25 protein-coding genes and 2 pseudogenes are annotated in these 21502 nt (G+C 58.5%); 14 read left to right on the forward strand and 13 right to left on the reverse strand.

What is annotated here, in order from left to right; all coding sequences use genetic code 11:
* The first annotated feature begins 427 nt into the window (after positions 1-427).
* Both QCM77_RS30415 and QCM77_RS30420 read left to right on the forward strand, forming a co-directional pair.
* Positions 428-619: a hypothetical protein gene (locus tag QCM77_RS30415; RefSeq protein ID WP_279686064.1), complete on the forward strand. Its 192-nt coding sequence runs from the start codon at positions 428-430 to the stop codon at positions 617-619.
* A gap of 249 nt (positions 620-868) precedes the next feature.
* Positions 869-1099 carry a hypothetical protein gene (locus QCM77_RS30420; RefSeq protein ID WP_279686065.1) on the forward strand — a complete coding sequence of 77 codons (231 nt, stop codon included), beginning with the start codon at positions 869-871 and terminating at the stop codon, positions 1097-1099.
* A 123-nt stretch (positions 1100-1222) separates the two neighbouring features.
* Here the strand turns inward: QCM77_RS30420 and QCM77_RS30425 are convergent, their stop codons facing one another.
* From QCM77_RS30425 to QCM77_RS30450, 6 genes and pseudogenes are all read right to left on the reverse strand, one after another.
* Positions 1223-1750 carry a hypothetical protein gene (locus QCM77_RS30425; RefSeq protein WP_279686066.1) on the reverse strand — a complete coding sequence of 176 codons (528 nt, stop codon included), beginning with the start codon at positions 1748-1750 and terminating at the stop codon, positions 1223-1225.
* Between the two features lie 138 nt (positions 1751-1888).
* Positions 1889-2254 (reverse strand): hypothetical protein, encoded by a 366-nt coding sequence (locus tag QCM77_RS30430; protein WP_279686067.1) that lies wholly within the window; start codon positions 2252-2254, stop codon positions 1889-1891.
* Between the two features lie 775 nt (positions 2255-3029).
* Positions 3030-3179 (reverse strand): hypothetical protein, encoded by a 150-nt coding sequence (locus QCM77_RS30435; RefSeq protein ID WP_279686068.1) that lies wholly within the window; start codon positions 3177-3179, stop codon positions 3030-3032.
* A gap of 86 nt (positions 3180-3265) precedes the next feature.
* Positions 3266-4098: pseudogene (locus QCM77_RS30440) on the reverse strand (IS110 family RNA-guided transposase); the annotation flags it as partial.
* A gap of 362 nt (positions 4099-4460) precedes the next feature.
* Positions 4461-4721, reverse strand: coding sequence for a DUF1488 family protein (locus QCM77_RS30445; protein ID WP_279686069.1), 261 nt, complete (start codon positions 4719-4721; stop codon positions 4461-4463).
* A 212-nt stretch (positions 4722-4933) separates the two neighbouring features.
* On the reverse strand, positions 4934-5197 hold the full coding sequence (locus QCM77_RS30450) for a hypothetical protein (protein ID WP_279686070.1): 264 nt from the start codon (positions 5195-5197) through the stop codon (positions 4934-4936).
* Between the two features lie 80 nt (positions 5198-5277).
* On the opposite strand from QCM77_RS30450, the gene QCM77_RS30455 reads away from it, so the two are divergent.
* The 3 genes from QCM77_RS30455 to QCM77_RS30465 all read left to right on the forward strand — a co-directional run bounded on the left by QCM77_RS30455 (position 5278) and on the right by QCM77_RS30465 (position 6866).
* Positions 5278-5442 carry a hypothetical protein gene (locus QCM77_RS30455; RefSeq protein WP_279686071.1) on the forward strand — a complete coding sequence of 55 codons (165 nt, stop codon included), beginning with the start codon at positions 5278-5280 and terminating at the stop codon, positions 5440-5442.
* 242 nt (positions 5443-5684) lie between these two features.
* Complete coding sequence (locus QCM77_RS30460; protein ID WP_279686072.1) at positions 5685-5984, forward strand: response regulator; 300 nt, start codon at positions 5685-5687, stop codon at positions 5982-5984.
* A 102-nt stretch (positions 5985-6086) separates the two neighbouring features.
* Positions 6087-6866, forward strand: coding sequence for a sensor histidine kinase (locus QCM77_RS30465; RefSeq protein WP_279686073.1), 780 nt, complete (start codon positions 6087-6089; stop codon positions 6864-6866).
* A 404-nt stretch (positions 6867-7270) separates the two neighbouring features.
* On the opposite strand, the gene QCM77_RS30470 is transcribed toward QCM77_RS30465, so the two are convergent.
* The 4 genes and pseudogenes from QCM77_RS30470 to QCM77_RS30485 all read right to left on the reverse strand — a co-directional run bounded on the left by QCM77_RS30470 (position 7271) and on the right by QCM77_RS30485 (position 10797).
* Positions 7271-7513 carry a hypothetical protein gene (locus tag QCM77_RS30470; RefSeq protein ID WP_279686074.1) on the reverse strand — a complete coding sequence of 81 codons (243 nt, stop codon included), beginning with the start codon at positions 7511-7513 and terminating at the stop codon, positions 7271-7273.
* 37 nt (positions 7514-7550) lie between these two features.
* A pseudogene (locus tag QCM77_RS30475) lies at positions 7551-8517 on the reverse strand (glycoside hydrolase family 130 protein); the annotation flags it as partial.
* 170 nt (positions 8518-8687) lie between these two features.
* Entirely contained in the window at positions 8688-10337 is a 1650-nt protein-coding gene (gene groL, locus QCM77_RS30480) for a chaperonin GroEL (RefSeq protein ID WP_279686075.1), read from the reverse strand.
* 142 nt (positions 10338-10479) lie between these two features.
* Positions 10480-10797: a co-chaperone GroES gene (locus QCM77_RS30485; RefSeq protein ID WP_279686076.1), complete on the reverse strand. Its 318-nt coding sequence runs from the start codon at positions 10795-10797 to the stop codon at positions 10480-10482.
* 255 nt (positions 10798-11052) lie between these two features.
* Here QCM77_RS30485 and QCM77_RS30490 point away from each other — a divergent pair, with 255 nt between their 5' ends.
* The gene (locus QCM77_RS30490) at positions 11053-11337 is read left to right on the forward strand and encodes an usg protein (protein WP_279686077.1); all 285 of its coding nucleotides are present in this window, start codon (positions 11053-11055) and stop codon (positions 11335-11337) included.
* On the opposite strand, the gene QCM77_RS30495 is transcribed toward QCM77_RS30490, so the two are convergent.
* Both QCM77_RS30495 and QCM77_RS30500 read right to left on the reverse strand, forming a co-directional pair.
* The gene (locus tag QCM77_RS30495) at positions 11302-11934 is read right to left on the reverse strand and encodes an aldo/keto reductase (RefSeq protein ID WP_279686078.1); all 633 of its coding nucleotides are present in this window, start codon (positions 11932-11934) and stop codon (positions 11302-11304) included. The two genes, QCM77_RS30490 and QCM77_RS30495, sit on opposite strands and share 36 nt — an antisense overlap.
* A 47-nt stretch (positions 11935-11981) precedes the next feature.
* Complete coding sequence (locus QCM77_RS30500) at positions 11982-12548, reverse strand: hypothetical protein (protein WP_279686079.1); 567 nt, start codon at positions 12546-12548, stop codon at positions 11982-11984.
* Here QCM77_RS30500 and QCM77_RS30505 point away from each other — a divergent pair.
* The 7 genes from QCM77_RS30505 to QCM77_RS30535 all read left to right on the forward strand — a co-directional run bounded on the left by QCM77_RS30505 (position 12541) and on the right by QCM77_RS30535 (position 19097).
* On the forward strand, positions 12541-12834 hold the full coding sequence (locus QCM77_RS30505; protein WP_279686080.1) for a hypothetical protein: 294 nt from the start codon (positions 12541-12543) through the stop codon (positions 12832-12834). The two genes, QCM77_RS30500 and QCM77_RS30505, sit on opposite strands and share 8 nt — an antisense overlap.
* Positions 12835-12873: 39 nt before the next feature.
* Complete coding sequence (locus QCM77_RS30510; RefSeq protein WP_279686081.1) at positions 12874-13437, forward strand: HD domain-containing protein; 564 nt, start codon at positions 12874-12876, stop codon at positions 13435-13437.
* Between the two features lie 282 nt (positions 13438-13719).
* Positions 13720-14406 carry a hypothetical protein gene (locus QCM77_RS30515; RefSeq protein ID WP_279686082.1) on the forward strand — a complete coding sequence of 229 codons (687 nt, stop codon included), beginning with the start codon at positions 13720-13722 and terminating at the stop codon, positions 14404-14406.
* 9 nt (positions 14407-14415) lie between these two features.
* Positions 14416-14862, forward strand: coding sequence for a type II toxin-antitoxin system RelE/ParE family toxin (locus tag QCM77_RS30520; protein ID WP_279686083.1), 447 nt, complete (start codon positions 14416-14418; stop codon positions 14860-14862).
* A complete protein-coding gene (locus tag QCM77_RS30525; RefSeq protein WP_279686084.1) occupies positions 14863-16515 on the forward strand; it encodes a 3'-5' exonuclease in 1653 nt (550 codons plus the stop codon).
* The gene (locus tag QCM77_RS30530) at positions 16515-17450 is read left to right on the forward strand and encodes a TY-Chap domain-containing protein (protein ID WP_279686085.1); all 936 of its coding nucleotides are present in this window, start codon (positions 16515-16517) and stop codon (positions 17448-17450) included. The genes QCM77_RS30525 and QCM77_RS30530 overlap by 1 nt, the downstream gene beginning before the upstream one ends.
* A 1149-nt stretch (positions 17451-18599) precedes the next feature.
* Positions 18600-19097, forward strand: a complete 498-nt coding sequence (locus tag QCM77_RS30535; protein ID WP_279686086.1) for a hypothetical protein — start codon at positions 18600-18602, stop codon at positions 19095-19097.
* A gap of 551 nt (positions 19098-19648) precedes the next feature.
* On the opposite strand, the gene QCM77_RS30540 is transcribed toward QCM77_RS30535, so the two are convergent.
* Positions 19649-20110: a GNAT family N-acetyltransferase gene (locus QCM77_RS30540; protein ID WP_279686087.1), complete on the reverse strand. Its 462-nt coding sequence runs from the start codon at positions 20108-20110 to the stop codon at positions 19649-19651.
* Between the two features lie 336 nt (positions 20111-20446).
* Here QCM77_RS30540 and QCM77_RS30545 point away from each other — a divergent pair, with 336 nt between their 5' ends.
* Complete coding sequence (locus QCM77_RS30545) at positions 20447-21469, forward strand: tyrosine-type recombinase/integrase (protein ID WP_279686088.1); 1023 nt, start codon at positions 20447-20449, stop codon at positions 21467-21469.
* The last annotated feature ends 33 nt before the right edge of the window (positions 21470-21502 follow it).

The following is a 21502-nucleotide window of genomic DNA, read 5'->3' on the forward strand; positions in this document are numbered from 1 at the left end:
TGCCTGACAAGGGCTGGCGCGCGCATTCGATGATCCCATCCCGCTGTCTGATCGCCGCAAGCTGATCACCCCGCACGATGCCGCCACCTTCATCACGGAGCTGCCGAAGCGCGAGCATGATGCGCCAAGAATGGCAGGCACTCGGACCTCACGCAATGTCCGACTTGAGTCCGGAATGCGCACCAAAGCGGGCAGTCCACCGACCGCTCTTAAATTATAGGTTCAAGGGGAAAAATGGTTTTGGTTTTTGTTGAATTTCGGACTTGTCCTAAGGAATGGTCCAGAGGGCACTGATGGTCGCCCCTGTCGCCAGTACAGTCAGACAGATGATCTTGACCGGACTGCTTAGGCTGCCATTATTCAGGGCGGAGGTTACCCCTTCATTTTTAAGGAAGTAATTGCGACTACGCCCGTCGGGAGATGGACGATGACCGAAGAAAGAATTGCTCGTTTACGGACCCATAGAAACAACATTGATCGGTATCGGCGCCTGCTCAAAACGAAGTTAAGTGAGATCGAACGGCAATACCTCGAAAAGCGGCTGTCCGAAGAACAAGCTGCAATGGAAATGCACTTGAGCGCGGTTGAGCCGCCGCCGAATATGGTGGGGCCGAAATGACTACCTCAGCTCGAATACGATCTTTGGCATGCGATGCGAGGGCCTGAACACTGCGGAAGTTGCTCGCCGTCTGGGCATCCGCACAATTCTGGCCCTGACACGTCGAGAGTGGCTCTTAGGGCGACCGTTGTGGTCCAAGTCTCTGAGCCCAACCGCATTGTTGGATGTCCGAAGGCGGACAACGAACCTCTTGCGTTCGGGACACGGATTGCGAAGGCCGTTTTTAGCCCGTTCACACGCGTTCACTTGATGAAGCAGTTCGGCGCTGATATCTACGCAGCCCCTTCAATCGGAGAGCATCAAGTGGCAAGAACGACTAGCAAGCGCAAAGAGTACACCAAAGACGACGTGAAGCTGCTCAAGGCACATTCCAAAGCCCGCACGCCAGTCGCCAAAGTTTCAAAACTAATGAAGCGTTCCGAAGGCTCCCTGCGACAGAAGGCTCGTGCGATCGGCATCGGTCTAGGGCATCAGCGTTAAGCAAGCCGAGAATGAAACGGCTCCGGCGATAGAGCGCGCCGGAACCGTTCAAGATCGTCAGGCCGGGTACATCCGCCGTGCCTTCTGATCGCTGATGTCGCCGATTACCGCATCCGATCTGATTCAGAATGTGGCAAGGGCTGCGACATTGGTGTGATTACATTCGGCTAGAAAACGCTCGGCCGCCAACTCGCACTTGCGCCACTCCGTGCGCCGCCTGCGCTCAGCCGCCAACACCTTTTGCGTCTCCACATCCGAGATGATCCGATCAATCTCGGCGCCGTCCAGCGTGCGCCTGATCCGCAACACGATGGACAGCACCATGACGAGATCACCATAGGGCATCAGCAAATCACGCGCGGCGACATCACAGTACGTGAGGAACGACGTGATGGCTTCATCGCTCTTGCAAATGAGAAGTGCCAATTCACGCGCTTGCCGCAGATCATCGGCGGCAGACCGGCTATCATGACCACCCAACAGCATACCCTCAGCAGCCCGACCGGCCGCCAGCTCGATGCAATGGCTATAGACGTTCCCAAATACGTCCGAGACCGCGCTGACGTTCTCACCCGGCTCGGGCATCATCGGCCCGATTGCTTTCGCGGACATCGGCGGCATCGCCGCGACCTTCGGCGAACGCTTCCACATGACGTTCGCCCCATACACGACCTTCATAGCCGGAACCCGGGTCCACACTCGCACCGCCCAGCGCGTGACCGAGCAGGCGCGCGCAGACCGCGTGCCCGGATTAATCGCCGGCAATGTTGAGGGTCTTGCCGTCGTCAGTTACGCCCCGAACGAGAATATGGGTGTGGGGGTGGCCGGTGTTGTGGTGATCGAATGCGATCCAGTCGAGCTTGGTCTCGAGGTCGGCCTCTGCTTCATCAAGGTGCGGGTTGTCTCGCGCGGATCGGCAAGCTCCACGCCGTCCTCGGCAGAGACGATGAAACGGAACTGGTGCCGGTCATCGCGGCCCCGGTCCAGGAACGCGCGACCATCCTCCACGTCGCGCTCGCCCGAATAGACCTGCCCCTTCTTGCCATCCTTCGTCACGCCGTCACGTTCGAGATAGCGGAGGTGCGCGTCCACTACCTTGGCGCCGACGAACTGCCGTCCGCGGGCGGCTCCGCGCTGCGGGTTGAGCTTGACCACGCGAGCCTTCACCGCCACCCGCCGCGCCCGTGTGCGCACGCCGCTTCCGTCCCGGCTCCACGCGCTCCGATCCTTCAGCGTCAGCGCCGTCGCAGCGCCCCGGCCCCGCGCATTGAACCGGCCGCTTCCCTTTCCGGCCCTGCCCGTGCGATCGGGGTTGCCGCCCGCCCGGCGTATAGCCTGATGGACCTCACCAAGGAAGCTGGCCGGGGCGTCGGCGCATCGGGCCGATCCCGCGGGCACTCGTTCGTGCACCACTGCGATCGCGAACCTTGCCGGGACGGATGCAGAAGTCGTCTTCGTCGCGTGCCATGAGACGACGATTGGAAGTCGAAACACTTCCCGCAAGAGCTGAAATGCGTCGATCGCGGAGGAGCGCAGAAATGCTCACATCAGCGTAAGCGCTTCGGTCTCGCATTTCCCGCCCATCGCAAGCGGTGCCGCTTGGACCGTTGAAAAACAAAGAAGGAAGTATCGGAAGCGCCCCGCCTCACCTCACCGGTTCAAAACGCGCCGCGCAAAAGCAATGTGCAGACAAAAACTTAGGAACGACGTTCCGGCAGCGAGGAATCTCACTTTATCTTGCCTTCCTAATCGGGCGCGCAAAGTCAACCCACTCCTACGCTTTTTTGCGATTTCTCCAAACAAGCAGCGCTCCTTCTCGCTGCTTCGATTGCGAGCAGCATTCGCCATCAGCGCGATCACGATCTGCATTCACCAGGCGGGGTCCATGCGTTCCTTTGCGTTCAGCACTTGGGCCGTCGCATGCGCTTCATCAGGTTCGTAAACAGGGCTGGCCGTCGCGGCGCATCTTTCCATCGGCATGACGAAGCCACATCACAGGCAATCCCACGCGATCCGGCCGCACCACCAGGTGCGCCGTCGCAGGCAAGATAACGTGCGTTCCGTCGTCCTTGATCTGCACCAGGTCTCTTCCGCTAGTTGCGGAGCTCCATCGTTCAATGTGCTGCAATCACCTGAGGCTTACGTTTCCATGTGCCGGAGCTGGCTTCATGCATGCGCTCCCAACAGCCGGCGATCGTTGCGCGCAGTCTGCACTGAGGCCTCCGCCGCAGATGTCGCCGGATCGCCGCAATAGACGGTGCCGTCGCTCCACATCGCGTGAATGATCACCGCCAGCTTGCCGGCGACCGCCACCACCGCTTTGCGGTGGCCGGCGCGCCTGGCGATCAGCAGGCCCCAGGTCTTGACCTTGTCCTTGGCTTGAACCGGGTCAGCAGCGCGGACGCCGCCTCATAGAGCGCACGCCGCAAGTCCAGGTCGCCCGCCTTGCTGATCCGCCCCTGCACATCGATCGAGGAGCCGGGCTGCCAGCGCCGCGACGTCAGCCCAAAATACGCCGCCACGTCGCGCGAGCGCTTGAAGCGCGAGGGGCGTCGATTGCCGTCATAAAGCTCAACGCGGCGACCGGTCCGACACCGGGAATCTGCATGAAGCGGCGGTCAGTTCGTGGCTGGCCACCAGTTTAACGACCAGATCATGCAGCCGGCAGTACTCCTTCCAGAGCGCCGCCCGGGCGCTCCGAATGGGTCGATCAGCTCGCTGACCAGCGCATCGCCGGCGACCGCGTCGCGCACCGCTTGCGCAAAGCCGCCACGCCCGGTGCGGTTCAAGCGGACGCCGAAGGCCTTCAGCGAGTGGCGGATCGCGTTCTCCAGATCCAAGAACTTGCGCTTCAGATTGCGCCGGTGCGTCAGGAGCGGCCTTAGCCGGTAGCAGGCTTCGCTCTTGATATGGGCTTTGCGGAACCAGCCGGTTCGCACCAGGTGGGCAATGCCGAGCGTGTCGGCCTTGTCGGTCTTGTTGCGCTGGGCGCTCATCGCCCCGGAAGAACTATGCTGGATCGCGAGTCTATTGACCTACCGACACAATCACTTTTGGAGATATTATGAAGAATCTCGTTATCGCTCTGGCCGCCGGCTCAAGCGCGCTTCTCGTCACTGTCGCTTCCGCTGCACCGCTTACCGCCGATCGAACCGTCGCACCGGAGAGCAACATTCAAAACGTTCGCACGGTCTGCAATGAGGATGCCCGTTGCTGGCGCCAACGCGGAAATTCCTCCACTCGCAAGGAACGTCGATGCAAAATCTGTAGCCATCACAACCTCCAGGAGGGCCGATCAGATCACCGATGCCGACGTTTGCTTCGATCAGCCTCGCCAATCAAACCACCGGCGGCATTCGTTTCAAAAATTTTCGGCGACCAGGTCGTAAGAACCTCTGCTTCCGCGAACGTAGACTCTGGCAGCGGCGGCGCATATCCGATCACGGTTGGAATCGAACGCGTTCAGAAAGCCCGACTCATCAGGACGGGCATCTGGTCGAATGCGCCTCCACGCGCCTTCGTCTATGAAAAACGATGCCTCTATCGCGCTATCGTGTCCCCAAAATCGCACGGCATGCCGCGTCCGGTCATATGAACGACTGTGATTTGGAAACTCAATCATGTGGCAGTGACCAATCAAGTTGTCGGTGTACGGGGGCGCCGTGCCGGCTTGCAGAACCCCACCGATGCATATTCGATGGCCATAGTTTGTCCTGACCCGTGACGCGCACGACAAAACGATGTGCCGTTGGCCGATACAAAATCTGGCATAGCGAAAGCTTCGCGTAACGGGAATAGTGTTGAAGCGATCCGGCTGCGCTCAAGCGTAAATGGCTACTCCGGAATCAGATTACAACCCTGCTCGATCATGGCCCGATAAATGAGTTGCAACCAGTGGCGAAGCGTCACTATATCTTCCATACCACTGCGCGCTTCCCCGGCTGTCATCGGTGACTGAGAGCATTGCGCTCCCGCCGCGACAAAAAGGCGGCCGATATGTTCAATATCTACAAATTCAGTGTTCGCGAGTGGCTCGTACCGCCGGTATTGCTGCCGATCTTTTTTGTGCTGCTGATCGCTGCCGCGATGCTCATTCAATGGTAGTCCACCTCGGCGGGCCGGCACAATCGGCTCAGGCAAACAGCTCGTTCGCTCCGACGAAACGAACCCGGCCATCGTTGGCCAAGGAGCTGGACGCCAGAGCGGTGGCCGCCTTGGATGAAGCTCGCGGGATGCCGCCGGGAGATCAGCGGACGGGGGCGATGAACAAGGCAATGATCCTGCGAAACGCCGCTGAAATGCACGAGCATTTCTTCAGCAAGAGCGGCGCGCCGGCGCAATGACGGCCGTTCAGCGCTACTTCCTTCCCGATTCACCGTTCACGCATCGTGATTGGCTCGGGTATTTAGGAAAAGAGCGCCGTGACATGGATCATATGGGCGCCGAGATGCTTGTCCCAGATCGACCGCCTGTCCGAATCGATAGCCGTGGACACCCATCCGATGGTACTCGATTTTTCATGCATTCCAGCCGTCGTTCTCATCGTCGAGGATGAGATGATCCTCCGCATGCGCGCGGTCGACTGGTGGAAGACGCCGGCTACACGCCAATTGAAGCCCTGGATGCCGACGAAGCGGTCGCAATCCTGAAATCCAGATCCGACATCGCGCTGATGTGCACCGACATCCAGATGCCGGGCAGCATGGACGGCGTGGGACTTGCGCACGCCGTGCACGCGCGTTGGCCGTCGATCAAGATCATCGTGGTGTCGGGGCAATTGAACCCGCCGAGCATCGATCTACCTCCCTGCAGCAGGTTTTTCGGCAAGCCACTCGAAGCCAGGCAAATGATTGCCCAGATGCGGAACATGATCGGCCAAGCCTGACGCCGGCAGTTTTCACGTCGATTTTGCCACCAGAATCGCCTGATTGCGTTAGAGCCCGTCAAAGATCAGTGCGGCAGCCAACTCATGGTGATACAATTGGGAATGCCTGAAGACGATCTCAGTACAGACCACAGCCTCGCGAGCGGCGCAGCACCACACCAGGATTTTCTGGAGGCAGAGAATGTCAGCCTGCGGCTTCTCCTCGCGCAGGCCGAGATCAATACTCGCAGTCTACTTGCCAAGGCCGGCATCGACGCCAAGGAGCGCGACGCGTCCGACAAGCTGCAGAAGCTGATCCTTGAAGAGCTGCACCACCGTATCAAGAATACGCTCGCGACCGTCGGCGCCATCGTCTCGCAGAGCCTGCGCAACTTGCAGGGGGCTGAACACGCGCAGCACGCCATCGAGGGCCGGCTGCTGGCGCTCGGCCGGGCACACGATCTCCTTCTGCAGGCAAGATGGACCAGCGCGGATCTCGGCACGGTCGTCCGCGGCGCCATCGAAGCCTTCGACAATGCCGACGAGCCGAGATTCTCGATCTCGGGACCCGATATCCGGATAACGTCGGGTGCCGTCATCGCCGTCGCGATGACGCTTAACGAGCTTTGCACGAACACCACGAAGTTTGGCGCCCTGTCGGTCCCGGAGGGACGCGTCGACATCGCCTGGGCGCTGAATCCACAGACACAGCGCTTGCACCTTGCATGGACCGAGAAAAACGGTCCGGCAGTCCAGCCTCCGGAAAAGCGCAGCTTCGGGACACGACTGATCGAAACCCTTGGCAAGCAGCTCAAGGGCGACGTGCGGTTAACCTATGAGCCGACCGGCTTCGTGTACGCATTCGATGTTCCGATCGCTTCCCTGACCTCGCCGGCGGCGTAAGTCCGTATTCAGATCGATTGACGAAGCCAAGGGATATTGCGGGTCTAGATAAACAACGGCCCCAGCACCGGGGAAGAACTGGGGCCGGCATTCATCGGATACCGAGGGGGACGGCATCCTGTCACCTCTTACCAAGTTAGTCCCGTGACGTTGGTTCCAGCCACTATTCGAGAGCAACGCGCGCGACCGTGAACCTTGGCACGCTCTGTGCCGACAGATAGCTACCGGGGGATTGCAGTGTCCGGATCTGACACAGCGCCGCCAGGCATTATTCGGCCTGGCGGCGTTGTGCGTTCTGGAGCGTCCTAATTCCGGACTCTTGAGCCACCACAGCCATCGGTAGCTGTGCCTCGAGCACGCGCGACCGCCCAAGTCACCAGCTTTTTCGGCGCGCGCGATCAACCTCAGTCGAATGCGGATGGAAGCTCGCCCTTGCGAAAGATGACGGTTGGCTCGTCGTCATAGTCACCCATCTCCGGATCTCCGGTGGATGAGAAGGCAATGACGCCGAGCTTGCTCAACGCCAGTCTCTCTGCCGTCTGCAGTGCGCCCCTTGCCGATTTGCAGGCGATCGGAGTATCGGCTTTCAGGCTTCCTCCCCGGCCGGCGTTGAACGCTTGGACGAAGTAGCTTGTTTCGCGAGCCATAGGCTGTCCTTTGAGAACGCACCGGGCGATTTGGAATTCAGGACATCGAGTTCAGCAGCGCAGAAATCTTGATGGTCGCGAAATTGGAGAAGGTGTCCGATACGGCGTACGGCAGAATGAGTTGATCGTTGTGTGTCATCGCCCCGCAGGTGTAGACCACATTGGGAACGTATCCTTCGCGTTCGCCCGGTTCGGGCCGCAACAACGGTTCGCTGGAACGCGCCAGCACCCTGGACGGATCGCGCTTGTCGAGCAGCACGGCGCCGATCGAATATCTCCGGACTGGGCCAACGCCGTGCGTCAGCAGCAGCCAGCCTTCTGCCAGTTCGATCGGCGATCCGCAGTTGCCGATCTGCACGAACTCCCATGGAAATTGCGGTTTCAGGATCGCCTGACCACCTTCCCACCTGTACAGGTCTTCCGAATATACCAGATAGAGATTCTCGTTGTCCTGTCGAGCGATCATGGCGTACTTGGCGTCGATCCTGCGTGGGAACAGCGCCATGCCCTTGTTGCGCGCCGCAGCACCATGCAGGGGCGACATTCGAAATGACAGGAAGTCGCGGGTCTCGATCAATTCCGATCGGATCGCCGTGCCCTTGTAGGCCGTATAGGTTGCGTAATAGGTCGTCCGCCCGCCATCGCTGAATTCGACGAAGCGGGCGTCTTCGATGCCGTTCGACTGCGATTCCGTAACCGGGAAGATGACGCGTTCACTGATGTCCTGCTCCGGCTTGAAGACGATCTCGACTTCGTCGCCGATTGGTCCGGGGACCCGATATCCGATCCGGGGCTCGAAGCGAGCCGCGCGGTCGGATCGATTGCAATGCTGCCGTCGGTCGCGATGGTGCCGGCGCGAAATGTCAGCGACGATACGTGCCCTTCGCCGACGGCTCGGAGGCTGAAAATGAAGCGCAGGCTGCCTGCCGGGGTTTCCGACTGGTCGGGGTGCTGTACGAGCTGGGGTCGAACAGCGCCGATGCTTCGAACGAATATTCGTGCAAGCTCGGCGACTGCAAATTCTCGTAGGTCTGGTATGAGCGCGCCCTGAAGGCCGCTCCGAACCATGTACTGACGTGGCACTGGGCAACCGCGATCAGGCGCAAGAAAATGCAGAAAGGCCGGGCATCGCTGCCGGGCCTTTCTTTTTCTTTTGAGCGCTACACGGTTGGACTTAGAAATCCATACCACCCATGCCGCCCATGCCGCCGCCACCCGCAGGCATGCCACCGCCCGCGTTCTTCTTCGGCATTTCGGCCACCATGGCTTCGGTGGTGATCAAGAGAGCCGCGACCGAGGCCGCGTTCTGGATCGCCACGCGAACCACCTTGGTCGGGTCGATGATGCCCTTGGCGACCAGGTTGCCGTACTCGCCGGTCTGCGAGTCGAAGCCATAGGAATACTGCTCCTTTTCCAGAATCTTGCCGACGATGACGGAACCGTCTTCACCGGCGTTGATCGCGATCTGGCGGGCCGGCGCGGACAGCGCCTTGCGCACGATCTCGACGCCGGTCTTCTGGTCGTCGTTCTTGGTACGCAGCCCCTTGAGGTGCTCGGCGGCACGCAGCAGGGCGACGCCGCCGCCGGGCACGATGCCTTCCTCCACAGCCGCGCGGGTCGCATGCATCGCGTCATCCACGCGATCCTTGCGCTCCCTCACCTCGACTTCGGTCGCGCCGCCGACGCGGATCACCGCGACGCCGCCTGCGAGCTTGGCCAGACGCTCCTGCAGCTTCTCACGGTCGTAGTCCGAGGTGGTTTCCTCGATCTGCGCCTTGATCTGGGTAACGCGGGCTTCGATGTCGGCTTTCTTGCCGGCGCCGTTGACGATGGTGGTGTTCTCCTTGTCGATCATCACCTTCTTGGCGCGGCCGAGCATGTTAAGCGTGACGTTCTCAAGCTTGATGCCGAGATCTTCCGAGATCGCCTGACCGCCGGTCAAAACCGCGATGTCCTGCAGCATCGCCTTGCGGCGATCGCCGAAGCCCGGAGCCTTGACGGCCGCGACCTTCAAACCACCACGGAGACGATTGACGACCAGGGTAGCGAGAGCCTCGCCTTCGACGTCTTCGGCGACGATCATCAGCGGCTTGCCGGTCTGCACGATAGCTTCCAGGAGCGGAAGCAGTTCGTTCAGGCTGGAAAGCTTCTTCTCGTAGATCAGAATATAGACATCATCCATCTCAACGCGCATCTTGTCGGCGTTGGTGACGAAGTAGGGCGAGATGTAGCCGCGGTCGAACTGCATGCCTTCGACGACCTCGAGTTCGGTCTCGAGCGATTTGGCTTCTTCAACCGTGATGACGCCCTCGTTGCCGACCTTCTTCATGGCGTCGGACAGGAACTTGCCGATCTCCGCGTCACCATTGGCCGAGATGGTGCCGACCTGGGCGATCTCGTCGTTCGAGGTGACCTTCTTGGAGTTCTTGACGAGGTCGGCGACCACGGCGGCCACCGCCATGTCGATACCGCGCTTGAGATCCATCGGGTTCATGCCGGCGGCAACCGACTTGGCGCCTTCACGAACGATCGCAGCCGCGAGTACAGTCGCGGTGGTGGTGCCGTCGCCGGCAGCGTCGGCCGCCTTGGAGGCGACTTCGCGTACCATCTGCGCGCCCATGTTCTCGAACTTTTCTTCAAGCTCGATTTCCTTGGCGACGGTGACGCCATCCTTGGTGATGCGGGGCGCGCCGAACGACTTGTCGAGCACGACGTTGCGGCCCTTCGGACCGAGCGTCACCTTTACCGCGTTGTTGAGAATTTCGACGCCGCGCAGCATGCGGTCGCGGGCATCGACGCCGAATTTGACTTCTTTGGCTGACATAATGATCTCCGTTTTCAACTGGTCAGATCCCAAAGACCGCGGGACTGGGCGGGCTCTTGAGGGATGAGATTTGAATTGCGGGCCTCATCCTTCGAGAACCCGGCTGCGCCGAATCCTCAGGAAAAGGAAAACTGGCTGGCGCTTACGCGGCTTTCTTCTTGGCGGCGGGCAGATCAGTGAGAACGCCCATGATGTCGCTTTCCTTCATGATCAGCAGTTCCTGACCATCGAGCTTGACTTCGTTGCCGGACCATTTGCCGAACAGCACGCGATCACCCACCTTGAGATCGATCGGAATGAGCTTGCCCGATTCGTCACGGCCGCCCGGACCGACGGCGACGACTTCGCCCTGCGAGGGCTTTTCCTTGGCACTGTCCGGAATGATGATGCCGCCTGCGGTTTTGTCTTCGGCATCGATGCGTTTGACCACGACGCGGTCGTGGAGCGGACGGAATTTCATGCGATCCTCCCTTAGTTTTTGTGATTATTTCTGGATTGGCAGTCGCAATGAACGAGTGCTAGCCGCTCTACACATAAGCCTGTGACACTGGGGCGCAAGGGCTTCGGCCCGCGATGTTTGAGGAGGAACGCTGGCGGCGATTGCTAGCAGGCCAAGTAACATGCTGCTAGCGCGTTGATTACTATGACTTATTGAACGTTTTCGTCTTTGGCGAATTGAGAATCATGCAACTGTCTTGGTTGGCTGGAGGTTTGCATGGTCGAGAAAGATGCGGTTTCCGGGGATTTCAGCAAGCAGGTAGTAGGCCGCGGACTGACAACAGCGGAAATCGTTTATCGCCGTCCGGATCGTCGCTGGTTGCTGCAAACTTACGTCTGGCAGGACTACGACATGTTTCCAAATTTCCCGGCGCTAAAGGATTTCCTCGCGTTCTGGGAAGCAAAGCTCGAAGGCCCGCTGTTTGCGGTCACCGTCGCGCACTCCAAACTGATCAAGCCTGCCGAACTACGCGCCGTAGACGGAGTCTTCCGGCTGCATTAACGCGAGTCCATGGCCGAAAGATGGGCGAAGGAAGGAGCGCGGATCTTGCACCTGTAGCCCTCGCCTGCGCAGCTCATAGAGCGCGGGATAGGCGCCATCCATAGCGGCTTTGAAGTGCGAGCGACTGTATGGGTCCAGACCTGCGCTCACCGCCGCCTCGTCCGGATCATGAATTGCCAGCATATCTACAAACGGCGTGTCGAGTCGCTTCAACGTGGACTCGAAGGATCGCATCACCGCATCGTAGCTGAAATCGATATCGGCCCGCATGGGCAAGGGCTGATCCCAGATTCCCGGCGTCACCTGACTAGGGTCGACCGGCGTCAGGGTGCGACCAACCTTGGACGAGATGACAATCTCTTCTCGGACCATGGGTTTGATAGCCTGACCGAGGCGCACCTCACTCAATCCGAACCCGTACATCGGCGCAGTATCGAAGTAGCGGATGCCGCACGCGGCCGATGCCTCCACGGCGGCAAGCGCGCTCGCGTCGTCCAACGTTCGGAACATATTTCCCAATGGAGCCCCGCCGAACCCGAGCTCGCTCACGGAAAGATTGGTGCGGCCGATCCGCCGCTCATTCATTGCCCCGCGCATCCGCGTCTCCGTTTTTGCATTCTTGCCGATACGCGCGTTCACGCGAACTAAGTGTGGAAGAGGCAAGGAGTATAAGTGACCGGGTACTGGGCCGTAGACCATTTTAAAAAGTGTTCACTTAGTGCACAAGCAACCATCCGCGACGGCGAGCCGCCGACTTGGCTCAATCTTCTCATCCAGGTCGTCGCGCTGTAGGCGCTGAGATGATTGCTGACGGTCTCGAACTGCGCAGCGCTAAGAAGCTGGTTCCTGCGTTCGCCGATGTTCACAATACGAGCGTCATCAGCCTCGATACCGACTGCCTCCTCAACGCCGAGGATGAGCTGGGCACCGGATGGTCTCCTCTTGACCAAGAATGCGATGATCGCGGGTAGATGTTGTGCGTCTTGGCCCTGCTGGTTAGGGGCGTCAATCACCAGCGGACAGAATACCGATGATCCAAACTCTCTCGCTGTATGCAAAAACGCATAGTTGTAAGCGGCGAGTCCACGCGGCCCCTCACTGCCTCGCGCGTTCGTCGTGGTCGAGATCGCAGTGGACCGGTCATCCCCAAGCCTAACATCAAGCTCCTTTGCGAAGCTCACGAATCGAGCGGAGAAGAAATCCTTGATCATTCGTGATCGCTTGCGATCGATCGACTTACGCATGTCCCCAGTAATTTCCTTGATCCGTGACGCGCATCTCTTGTCCCTCCAGTATGTCGACGGCGCGTTGACGGTTCGCACGTCGAAGCAGTTAGAGGCATCTCCTTACGCCAAATACCACGGCAAGATCATCACGTTGCCAAATGAACTAATTTATCGCCCCGCGCCTGAGGTAGTGAGCCAGCATTTAGAGAAATTCCGCGCATCCGAAGTCGCGAAAGGTAGTGAGGGCACTTCATTGCAGACAGTTCAATAGAGTCCCGGAATACCGGGTTGATCATAGTGAGGAAGAACCGTGACACCACTCTCGAAGCAGTATGACGATGCATTGGTCTATGCAGCCGATCTGCACCGCGACCAGTTCAGAAAGGGAAGCGGTATCCCCTACATCGCTCACCTGCTGAGCGTATCGAGCCGCGTGCTGTCCGCCGGTGGCAGCGAGGTTCAAGCGATCGGCGGCCTCCTGCACGATGCCGCAGAAGATCATGGCGGTGAAGCAACGCTCGAAATCATACGAAAACGCTTCGGACCGGACGTCGCCCAGATCGTCGCCGATTGCACGGATTCATGGACCGATCCTAAACCCGAGTGGCGCACGCGAAAGGAGGCCTACCTTTCCAAACTGCCGGCCAAGCCAGCGACTTCGCTTCTGGTCTCGCTCGCCGACAAGGTCGACAACGCGGAAGCGATTCTTAGCGACTACCGCCAGATCGGCGATGACCTCTGGGAGCGGTTCACCGGAGGTCGTCAAGGCACGATCTGGTACTACCGTACACTAAGCGGACTCTTTGATCAGGTTTTGCCTGGTCCACTTGCACGCGACTTGTCGCGAACCGTCTCGCAGTTGCCTTCGCCATGACGAAAGGAGACGTCTGCACCGACGTTGCCGAAGCGAGAGCCGCATGGGACACAAGCGACCTTGCGCCTACGATCCGACAGCTTCAGGCGGACGGTCCTGTTCGCTTTGGACTATAGCAAAGCAAAGGGTCTCAAGGCTCAGGGTAGACCAGCGGCTCGCGGCGGCATTTGGCCGGCTGCGCAGGTTCGGTCTGTCCTTCGCACACTCAGCTTTTTATCTCTCCCAGATGCATTCACGGGAAAAGAAATAGTCGGTCCACGATACTTACGATAGGGCAGCGCGATGGCAAAAATCAATCAGCAGTCGAATATGGATCTCTTAATCAATAACTTCCCCACATACATTCTTGTTTTCGAGCACAATCCTCCATTTGCGAAGTACGGTCAATTAGAGCACCATGTTGAAACTATTCGGCGGCGTCGGGAGCTTGGATCAGCAACCGAAGCGATTTTTGACAATCAATTTCTCAAATCACTCTACCTGACATTGGGAGCATGGGGCATTGGTGTTCGTGCGTCGAAGCTCAAAAGCTTCGATGCGTTCGTCTCCGCCCTACAAGCCAAGGGACCTGAAATAGCAGTATTGGAAAAAGCTGCAATTGACGATCCGAAGCTGGACCCTAACGCAACTGGCCGACAGCTTTGGCTATTGATCGATGGGCTCGATATCGTTGAAAATAATACCCCCATTGTCGCTGGATCAAAAGCACTTCATCATGTGCTTCCAGACCTCATGGTCCCGATTGATCGCGCGTATACGCAAAAGTTTTTTTGCTGGCAGAACCCCACATTTCAATACGAGCAAAGGAGCTGTTTTGGGCACGCCTTTGTTGCGTTTACTCGGATCGCGCGCAAAACAACTCCTAATCAGTACATTTCGAACGGAGGATGGCACAGCAGCACAACAAAGATCATCGACAATGCGATAGTTGGGCTAATACGATCAACAAGCCAATCGGCGCGTGGTTAAGAGCAGCTCATGGATTTTCGTATCGCTGACACCTTCACCGACAGCCTCGCCCGACTGACCGGCGACGAGCAGAAGGCCGTCAAAACGACAGCGTTTGACCTGCAGCTCAATCCCGCCAATCCGGGCATGAGTTTCCACAAGCTCGACAAGGCGAAGGACAAGAACTTCTGGTCGGTCCGGGTTAACAGCGATATCCGGCTGATCGTTCATAAAGGTGATACCAGCCTGCTGCTCTGCTACGTAGATCATCACGACAAAGCCTATGATTGGGCGGAACGCCGCAAGCTGGAGACGCATCCCAAGACGGGAGCCGCGCAGCTGGTCGAAATCCGCGAGACGGTGAAGGAGATCTTCATTCCCGTCTATGTGCAGACCGAATTGGCTCTGGTCCAAACAGCACCGGCAGAAAAGCCACCGCTATTTGCCGACGTTTCTGAGGACGAGTTGTTGAGCTAGGTGCCCACCGAGTGGCTTGGCGACGTAAAAAAGGCAACTGAGGACACGCTGTTAGTTCTGGCCGATCATTTGCCGGCCGAAGCATCAGAAGCGTTGCTAGAGCTGGCGACGGGTGGCAAGCCACGCCCAGCAGTTCCTGCGAAGGAGCTTTCGAGCGCGTTCGAACACCCGGACGCGCAGCGCCGCTTCCGGACGATGACCAATGTCGAGGAGCTGGAGCGTGCCCTCGATTATCCCTGGGAAAAATGGACAGTCTTCCTGCATCCGGAGCAGCGCGACTGGGTTCAACGCGACTATTCCGGACCGGCACGAGTGTCCGGTTCGGCCGGCACGGGCAAGACGATCGTGGCCTTGCATCGGGCGGCCCACCTGGCCCGAACTAGCCCGCAGGCCCGCGTACTTCTGACCACCTTTTCCGACACCCTCGCCTCTGCCCTTCAGTCGAAGCTGCGACGGTTGCTGGGTAACGAGCCTCGACTGGCCGAACGGATAGATGTTCACTCCCTCAACAGCATCGGACTTCGGCTTTACAAGGCGCACATAGGCCCGGTGACAATTGCGACACGAGACATTGTTCGAGACTTGATGGTAAAGGCCGCCGGCTCCGTCGAGGGGCACAAGTTCAGGCAACGATTCCTGATGGCCGAGTGGGATCACGTGGTCGACGCTTGGCAGCTGAAGACCTGGGAAGCTTATCGGGACGTCGCAAGGCTGGGCCGGAAGACTCGCCTGCCAGAAGGCCAACGCAAGCAACTGTGGTCCATCTTTGAGCGCGTCCAATCCGATCTGCGATCGAGAAAGCTCGTCACCTGGCCGGAGCTTTTCACCTCGCTGGGTTCTGCCGCTGGGGTCAAACGAGTGGTATTCGATTTTGCGGTGGTGGACGAGGCGCAGGATGTCAGCCCTTCTCACCTGCGATTTCTGGCCGCTCTGGGCGCCGACCGACCCAACGCCCTGTTCTTTGCTGGAGATCTGGGACAACGGATCTTTCAGCAACCTTTCTCCTGGAAGTCGCTAGGTGTCGATATCCGCGGCCGCTCGCGAACCTTGCGGGTCAACTACCGCACGTCGCACCAAATCCGCACCCAAGCTGATCGTCTACTGGGTCCATCGACCTCGGATGTGGACGGCAACACGGAGAGGCGCGACGATGCGATCTCAGTATTCAATGGCCCTGAGCCGATCATTCGTGCTTTTGGTAACGAAGCCGAAGAATACGCGGCGGTCGGCAAGTGGATCGCAGAGCTGAGCAAAGCTGGTGTCCTACCCCACGAGTTCGGTATCTTTGTGCGTTCCGAGGCCCAGTTGCATCGTGCCCAGGCCGCGGTGGAGGCCGGAGGTCTCGGTTTTAAGGTATTGGACGATCAGGTTGAAACGGTGAGCGGAAAGGTTGCGATCGCCACCATGCATCTGGCAAAGGGGCTTGAGTTCCGTGCCGTCGCGGTGATGGCTTGTGATGATGAGGTCATCCCGCTGCAAGAGCGCATCGAGAACGTGGGCGACGACGCTGACCTACAAGAGATCTACGATACCGAGCGTCATTTGCTCTATGTCGCCTGCACCCGCGCCAGGGATCATCTACTGGTTTCCGGTGTCACACCGGTCTCAGAGTTCCTTGATGACTTCGGTTCATCGAGCCGCGGATCAACCTGATGGGGAGCGAACCCCGAGCCGAACAATTGGCAGAAGAACTCTCATTGATCGAGTTGGAGAGCGGCCGTCTACTTGACGATGACTCGCTCGGCTTCATGGCACAGTTGCGCGCTCGGAGTATTCTCACTCAAGAAGAATGGAGTCGTATCAAGCAGTTCCTAAGATCGGCCCTAGAATTTCTCTCCGCTTCGAATCGCGCAAAGAAACATGATAGCAACGGGCACCGCGTGATTGATCCTGACGCTGATCCCCGCAATGCAGATTGGCTGCAATTAGATGCGGCTCAGCGGCTCGCTGGTCGATCCTTGCCTTCATGGGCGGCGCTATGGTTGTGGCAGTTGCGGGCAAGCGATTCTTCCCTGTTTTGGCGCAAGGTGGGGCGGATCGCAAAGGAACTTGGTATTCCTGCAATCTCCACAGTCGTCGACGAGTCCGAGCTGGTTTTCGATGAAAAATGGAAGGCGCATCCATCAATCATCGTTTTCCGGCCACTGAGGAGAGAGGAATCGCCGCTCGGAAACTTGTCTGCATCCGAGAAACGCTGGCTAGAAACTGCATTTATCCATCTGAACCGAATTGATCAGAGGCGCATGACCGAAAGCTCGGACGCGTATTGTATCTTCGAAGCAGGACGCGCCTATTTCCAATGTTTTGCACCGACCCACGACCGCTATTTCCGCTGTGAATCGGTTTCGGAAGAGTATGTACCGGAGATCGCTCAGGTCCTTACACGCGAGAAGAAGGATAGACTCGTACGCGAATTCGGCTTTGCAGCTCCCGGGGCATCGAAGAATTCCTCGCGAAAGATTGAGATCCGGAACGCCTACGATCTTGCCTATGTTGCCAGGTTGGCACTTAGGATCCTGCGGGATATTTACGATGTGAGAGACTTTGAGCTCGCGAAGTTCAAATCATCTCCTGAACCCAACGGTTAGACTTCCTGGAAAAAGGGTCGATAGCCTGATCATATGACTGTCTGGGTCAACAATTGCATGCCGAGGCTGGGCGAAGCCGAGGACGTCCTCTGTCCAGCGCGTTGCGGCACCCGTGGGTGATGTCCGGCTCGGAGAGATCTAGTGGCAAAGGACACCATGAGCGGCAGGCCCCGCCAATGGGCTGGCCCAGACAAGGATCGCTTTTCTTCATATCCCCTGGGCAGACCTGAGGGCGCGTTCAGCTATGGTACAATTTCCTAGGCCCAGGCAGCAACGGGGCCGAGCAGCAAGGTTTTTGCGCCGAGACCATCATTACGTTGATCATTAGTTCCTGTTGGTGTACTTGCCGCCGCCGTTTATCGTGGTAACAACCGGCCTTCGTGATCAACAGGAGCGATTGACTTGAAGAAAGCTCGGGCCGCTAGGAAAACCGTGAAGCGCCGCGAATGGACAAAAGCCGATCTAAGAGAACTCAAGGATCATTCAAAGGCGCGAACGCCAGTCGTCAAAATATCAAAGCTGACTAGGCGCTCGGTCGGGGCCCTCCGTCAGAAAGCGCTGCACCTGGGGATAGGACTTGGTCACCAACGATAACTACTAATGCACCGCGCGACATGACGATAAGAACATGTCGCGCGGCGCGCCCCAGGGCGCCCTCGTGATTGCGCTGGGGGGTGTAACCACCCCGCCTGTTCCTTCTCCCGCCCAACTCGCGCGTAGGCAAAGCAGGATGCACGAAAACGCCCGTTGCACCACTACGAAGAAGAGTACGCGCAAGAGTTGGTCATTCATGACCCACCGGCTGGCCACGGCGAACTGATCTGCACTCGGTGCATCGAAATCATGCTCAGTCGAGCGATCGCGAACCTACCGAGTGAAACTTGAGAAAGCCGCCCGATAGCTAGCGGAAGACCGCACTTCGTGCGCCGGGATGCCTGCTCCCTCATCTGGTCCGCTCTACAATTGCTGCTGGCGCAGTATCCGAGGCTGAAGATCGAGGTCTATGACGCAACCTCGAAGTCACGGATCTTCGTGAGATGGCCTCATTCTGCATCGCAGCATCGGCGATAACCACGTTTTCGGTTTTAATCCATCTTTAGCGATCTGCTAACAATCCAAATCTCAAGGTCGTCCCAAAGGAGGCGGCCTATGCCTTTGATGAAATACTTCATGGTCGTCGGCAGTGCTCTCGTCCTGTTGCTCATCGGGATAGCTTGTTTTTTCCAACAACCGACACCAGAACCGAGTCGTAGCGACGCAGAGCGGCCGAACATTAGAATCAGTTCAGTCGAGCAACTACCAGAAAGAGTGGTTATTGATACCAGTTTGCCGACTATTGTGCCGCCAAGCGCGACTTTCGATGCATCAACAACTGCTGTCGAACCTGCTCGGGAAAGACCACGGGTCGCCTTTGCTGAGCTCAACGCCAACCCAAAGCCAGCCGCTTCGGACGGCGATGCTGACATTTCTAAGAGGAAGCACGTTGCTAAGCGTGAACCTGCGAAGAAGGTCGTCGCCCATCGAGCAGCGGCGCCACTGAATATTGCGCCTGCACCGACTTACATTGTGCAAGAGCCTAGTACGAGAATGTCTTTGCTGGAGACACTCAAGGAGCGCTTGGGACAAACCCTTTTCAAGCTAGACTGATGACCCCTGCAACACAGTCTTCGAGTATGCTTAGGCGCGCATAGGTAGGCCCAGGTCATTTCTTCTCCGGGAATTCCCTCGTGAAGGTCGCCGTTCCGACGTTCGAGTTGCCGGGTCCGAATGCGGTGACTGTGATCTGATACGAATGGCTGCCGCTCGGCGGACTTGGGGGCGAATAGTTCGTCAGAGCCCCGCATGGCACTGTCGATTGCCCCTTATACGGCACTGTCCCACCACCATGGTCGTAGCTCGGGACCTGAAGATCAACCATATGGAATTGCAGCGTCGTCGTCCCCTTCGGTACAGCGCTCAACGAAAACACCGGAGAGCCTAGCCCGCACCACCGAAAGCTCATCGAGAATGCCGATGCATCCGCTGTACTCATAATAAGCAAAGCCGCTGCAGAGATGGCGAGTTAAATTCGCATTGTACTTCCTTGAGGCTACTGCCACATCAGAGTTGATTCGACCTAACAGTGCAACTGCTCCGCTTGACTGCGAGGCCAGAGGAAGGACCTGAACAAAGCTGCAGCAGCGGCCATCGCAGCAACTCTAGAGATCGCGCACCATTAGTGCCGTATCGAAGCCCTTCCAGTTAGTGCGATCTCGCACTTCCCAGCCGAGCCTTTCGTAGAAGCCCACGGTATCCGTAGTGTACAGGTAAACTCGCGAAAATTCCCGTTGCCGGGCTTGATCTTCTATCGCTCGGACCAACGCGGCACCAGCGCCTTTGCGCCGATGCTCGGGGACAACGAATAAGCCTGCGAGCCAAGGCGACACATCATGGTTAGGCTCGATCTCTGACTCAACCAGAAGACACGTCCCGACCGGCTCACCATCCGCTTTCGCGACCAGCGCTATACCGCGGCTCTGATCCGATGCAAATAGCTCCATCGACCTCAATTCCTGCTCGAAGGACGCTTGGAGTACTGAAAAGGCGTCTGCGCGCCAGTACGCGCACATTGCCAACTCGGGCGTGCTGGGCTCTAAGATGAAGGTCTGAATGTCGGTCATTCCTACGCCGCCACCCGAATTTATCCTCGCATCACGATCTTGAGCCTATCATCCGGCAATGGCAGTGGCAGTGGCAGCGCGAATCCCATGAATGCGCGAGGCCTTGCGCGCGGCGTGACTTCTTTACTTTGACGCCGGCGCGCTTACGTCCTTCTTTTTTGCTTACTTTATCACCGAACGCTTTCTCGGCTTGGGTGCGGTCCGGCAAGCTGCCTTCGTCCCTTCCCGGCACGACCCGCTGGGATCTGAAAGCCATCGACTTCGCATTGGACGTGATGAGCGGCCTACAGCCGCAACAACAGGAATCGTCCGCCCTAGATGAATGGAGAGCTAAACGTGCGCGTCGTTCTGAAAGGAATTCATAAGGTCAACGCCCGCCTCGCTGCTGGCGAGGTCAAGACCTACTACTATGCTTGGCGCGGCGGGCCGCAAATCAAGGCCAAGCCGGGCACGCCAGAATTCATCCGCGAATTTAATGACGCGCACGCCAGCATTCGACAGCCGCGTGCTGGCACGTTCATGTCGATCGTCGCCCAGTACAAGGCCGCACCAGAGTTCAACGGCCTCGCTCAATCGACGAGACGCGCGTACCTTGCCTATATCAAGCTGGTCGAGGACGAATTCGGTGACTTGCCGATCGCCGCACTCACCGACCGAAGGGTTCGCGGCGAGTTCAAGAGCTGGCGTGACAGGTTCTCGAACACGCCGCGCAAGGCCGACTACGCCTGGACTACGTTGGCGCGCCTCATGTCATTTGCGAAAGATCGCGGCATCATCGCAACCAACCCATGTGAGCGAGGCGGACGACTCTACGTGGCCGACCGCAAAGACAAGATTTGGTCCGAACAGGACATTGCCGCCGTTCTGTCGGTCGCTTCGACCGAGATTCAACTCGCCCTCATTCTGGCTCTGTGGAGCGGGCAACGACAGGGCGACCTCTTGCGCTTGCCCTGGTCCGCCTACGACAGCCCTTATATCCGCCTTCGCCAATCTAAGGGCGGCCGGCGCGTTGCGATGCCGGCCGGTGGGCCGTTGCGGGCTCTCCTCGACACCACTGAGCGTCGTGGACCGCTGATCCTGACGAACACGCTCGGCCGGCCGTGGACGTCTGACGGCTTTCGCACGTCCTGGGGCAAGGCCTGTGAACGCGCCGGCATCAGCGGCCTGACGTTTCATGACCTGCGCGGCACAGCAGTGGTGCGGCTGGCGATCGCTGGCGCGACCGTACCACAGATCGCTGCCGTGACCGGTCACTCGCTAAAGGACGTCGAAGCCATTCTCGACGCGCATTACTTGGGTCGTGATATTCAGCTCGCCGAAGCTGCGGTGCTGAAGCTCGAAGCGCGAACAAACCTGTAAAATGACCTGTAAAATGAGGCCACTTACCGCGTC

Source organism: Bradyrhizobium nivariense (genome assembly GCF_029846695.2).
Classification (GTDB): domain Bacteria; phylum Pseudomonadota; class Alphaproteobacteria; order Rhizobiales; family Xanthobacteraceae; genus Bradyrhizobium.

Excerpts from the sequence above, each read along its gene's own strand:
- QCM77_RS30425 (WP_279686066.1), bottom strand. The coding sequence starts at position 1,750 with ATGTGGAAGCGTTCGCCGAAGGTCGCGGCGATGCCGCCGATGTCCGCG.
- QCM77_RS30515 (WP_279686082.1), top strand. The coding sequence starts at position 13,720 with ATGGCAAAAATCAATCAGCAGTCGAATATGGATCTCTTAATCAATAAC.
- QCM77_RS30465 (WP_279686073.1), top strand. The coding sequence starts at position 6,087 with ATGCCTGAAGACGATCTCAGTACAGACCACAGCCTCGCGAGCGGCGCA.
- QCM77_RS30530 (WP_279686085.1), top strand. The coding sequence starts at position 16,515 with ATGGGGAGCGAACCCCGAGCCGAACAATTGGCAGAAGAACTCTCATTG.
- QCM77_RS30540 (WP_279686087.1), bottom strand. The coding sequence starts at position 20,110 with ATGACCGACATTCAGACCTTCATCTTAGAGCCCAGCACGCCCGAGTTG.
- QCM77_RS30535 (WP_279686086.1), top strand. The coding sequence starts at position 18,600 with ATGCCTTTGATGAAATACTTCATGGTCGTCGGCAGTGCTCTCGTCCTG.
- QCM77_RS30420 (WP_279686065.1), top strand. The coding sequence starts at position 869 with ATGAAGCAGTTCGGCGCTGATATCTACGCAGCCCCTTCAATCGGAGAG.
- QCM77_RS30445 (WP_279686069.1), bottom strand. The coding sequence starts at position 4,721 with ATGATTGAGTTTCCAAATCACAGTCGTTCATATGACCGGACGCGGCAT.
- QCM77_RS30500 (WP_279686079.1), bottom strand. The coding sequence starts at position 12,548 with ATGATCAAGGATTTCTTCTCCGCTCGATTCGTGAGCTTCGCAAAGGAG.
- QCM77_RS30520 (WP_279686083.1), top strand. The coding sequence starts at position 14,416 with ATGGATTTTCGTATCGCTGACACCTTCACCGACAGCCTCGCCCGACTG.
- QCM77_RS30495 (WP_279686078.1), bottom strand. The coding sequence starts at position 11,934 with ATGCGCGGGGCAATGAATGAGCGGCGGATCGGCCGCACCAATCTTTCC.
- QCM77_RS30415 (WP_279686064.1), top strand. The coding sequence starts at position 428 with ATGACCGAAGAAAGAATTGCTCGTTTACGGACCCATAGAAACAACATT.
- groL (WP_279686075.1), bottom strand. The coding sequence starts at position 10,337 with ATGTCAGCCAAAGAAGTCAAATTCGGCGTCGATGCCCGCGACCGCATG.
- QCM77_RS30490 (WP_279686077.1), top strand. The coding sequence starts at position 11,053 with ATGGTCGAGAAAGATGCGGTTTCCGGGGATTTCAGCAAGCAGGTAGTA.
- QCM77_RS30485 (WP_279686076.1), bottom strand. The coding sequence starts at position 10,797 with ATGAAATTCCGTCCGCTCCACGACCGCGTCGTGGTCAAACGCATCGAT.
- QCM77_RS30470 (WP_279686074.1), bottom strand. The coding sequence starts at position 7,513 with ATGGCTCGCGAAACAAGCTACTTCGTCCAAGCGTTCAACGCCGGCCGG.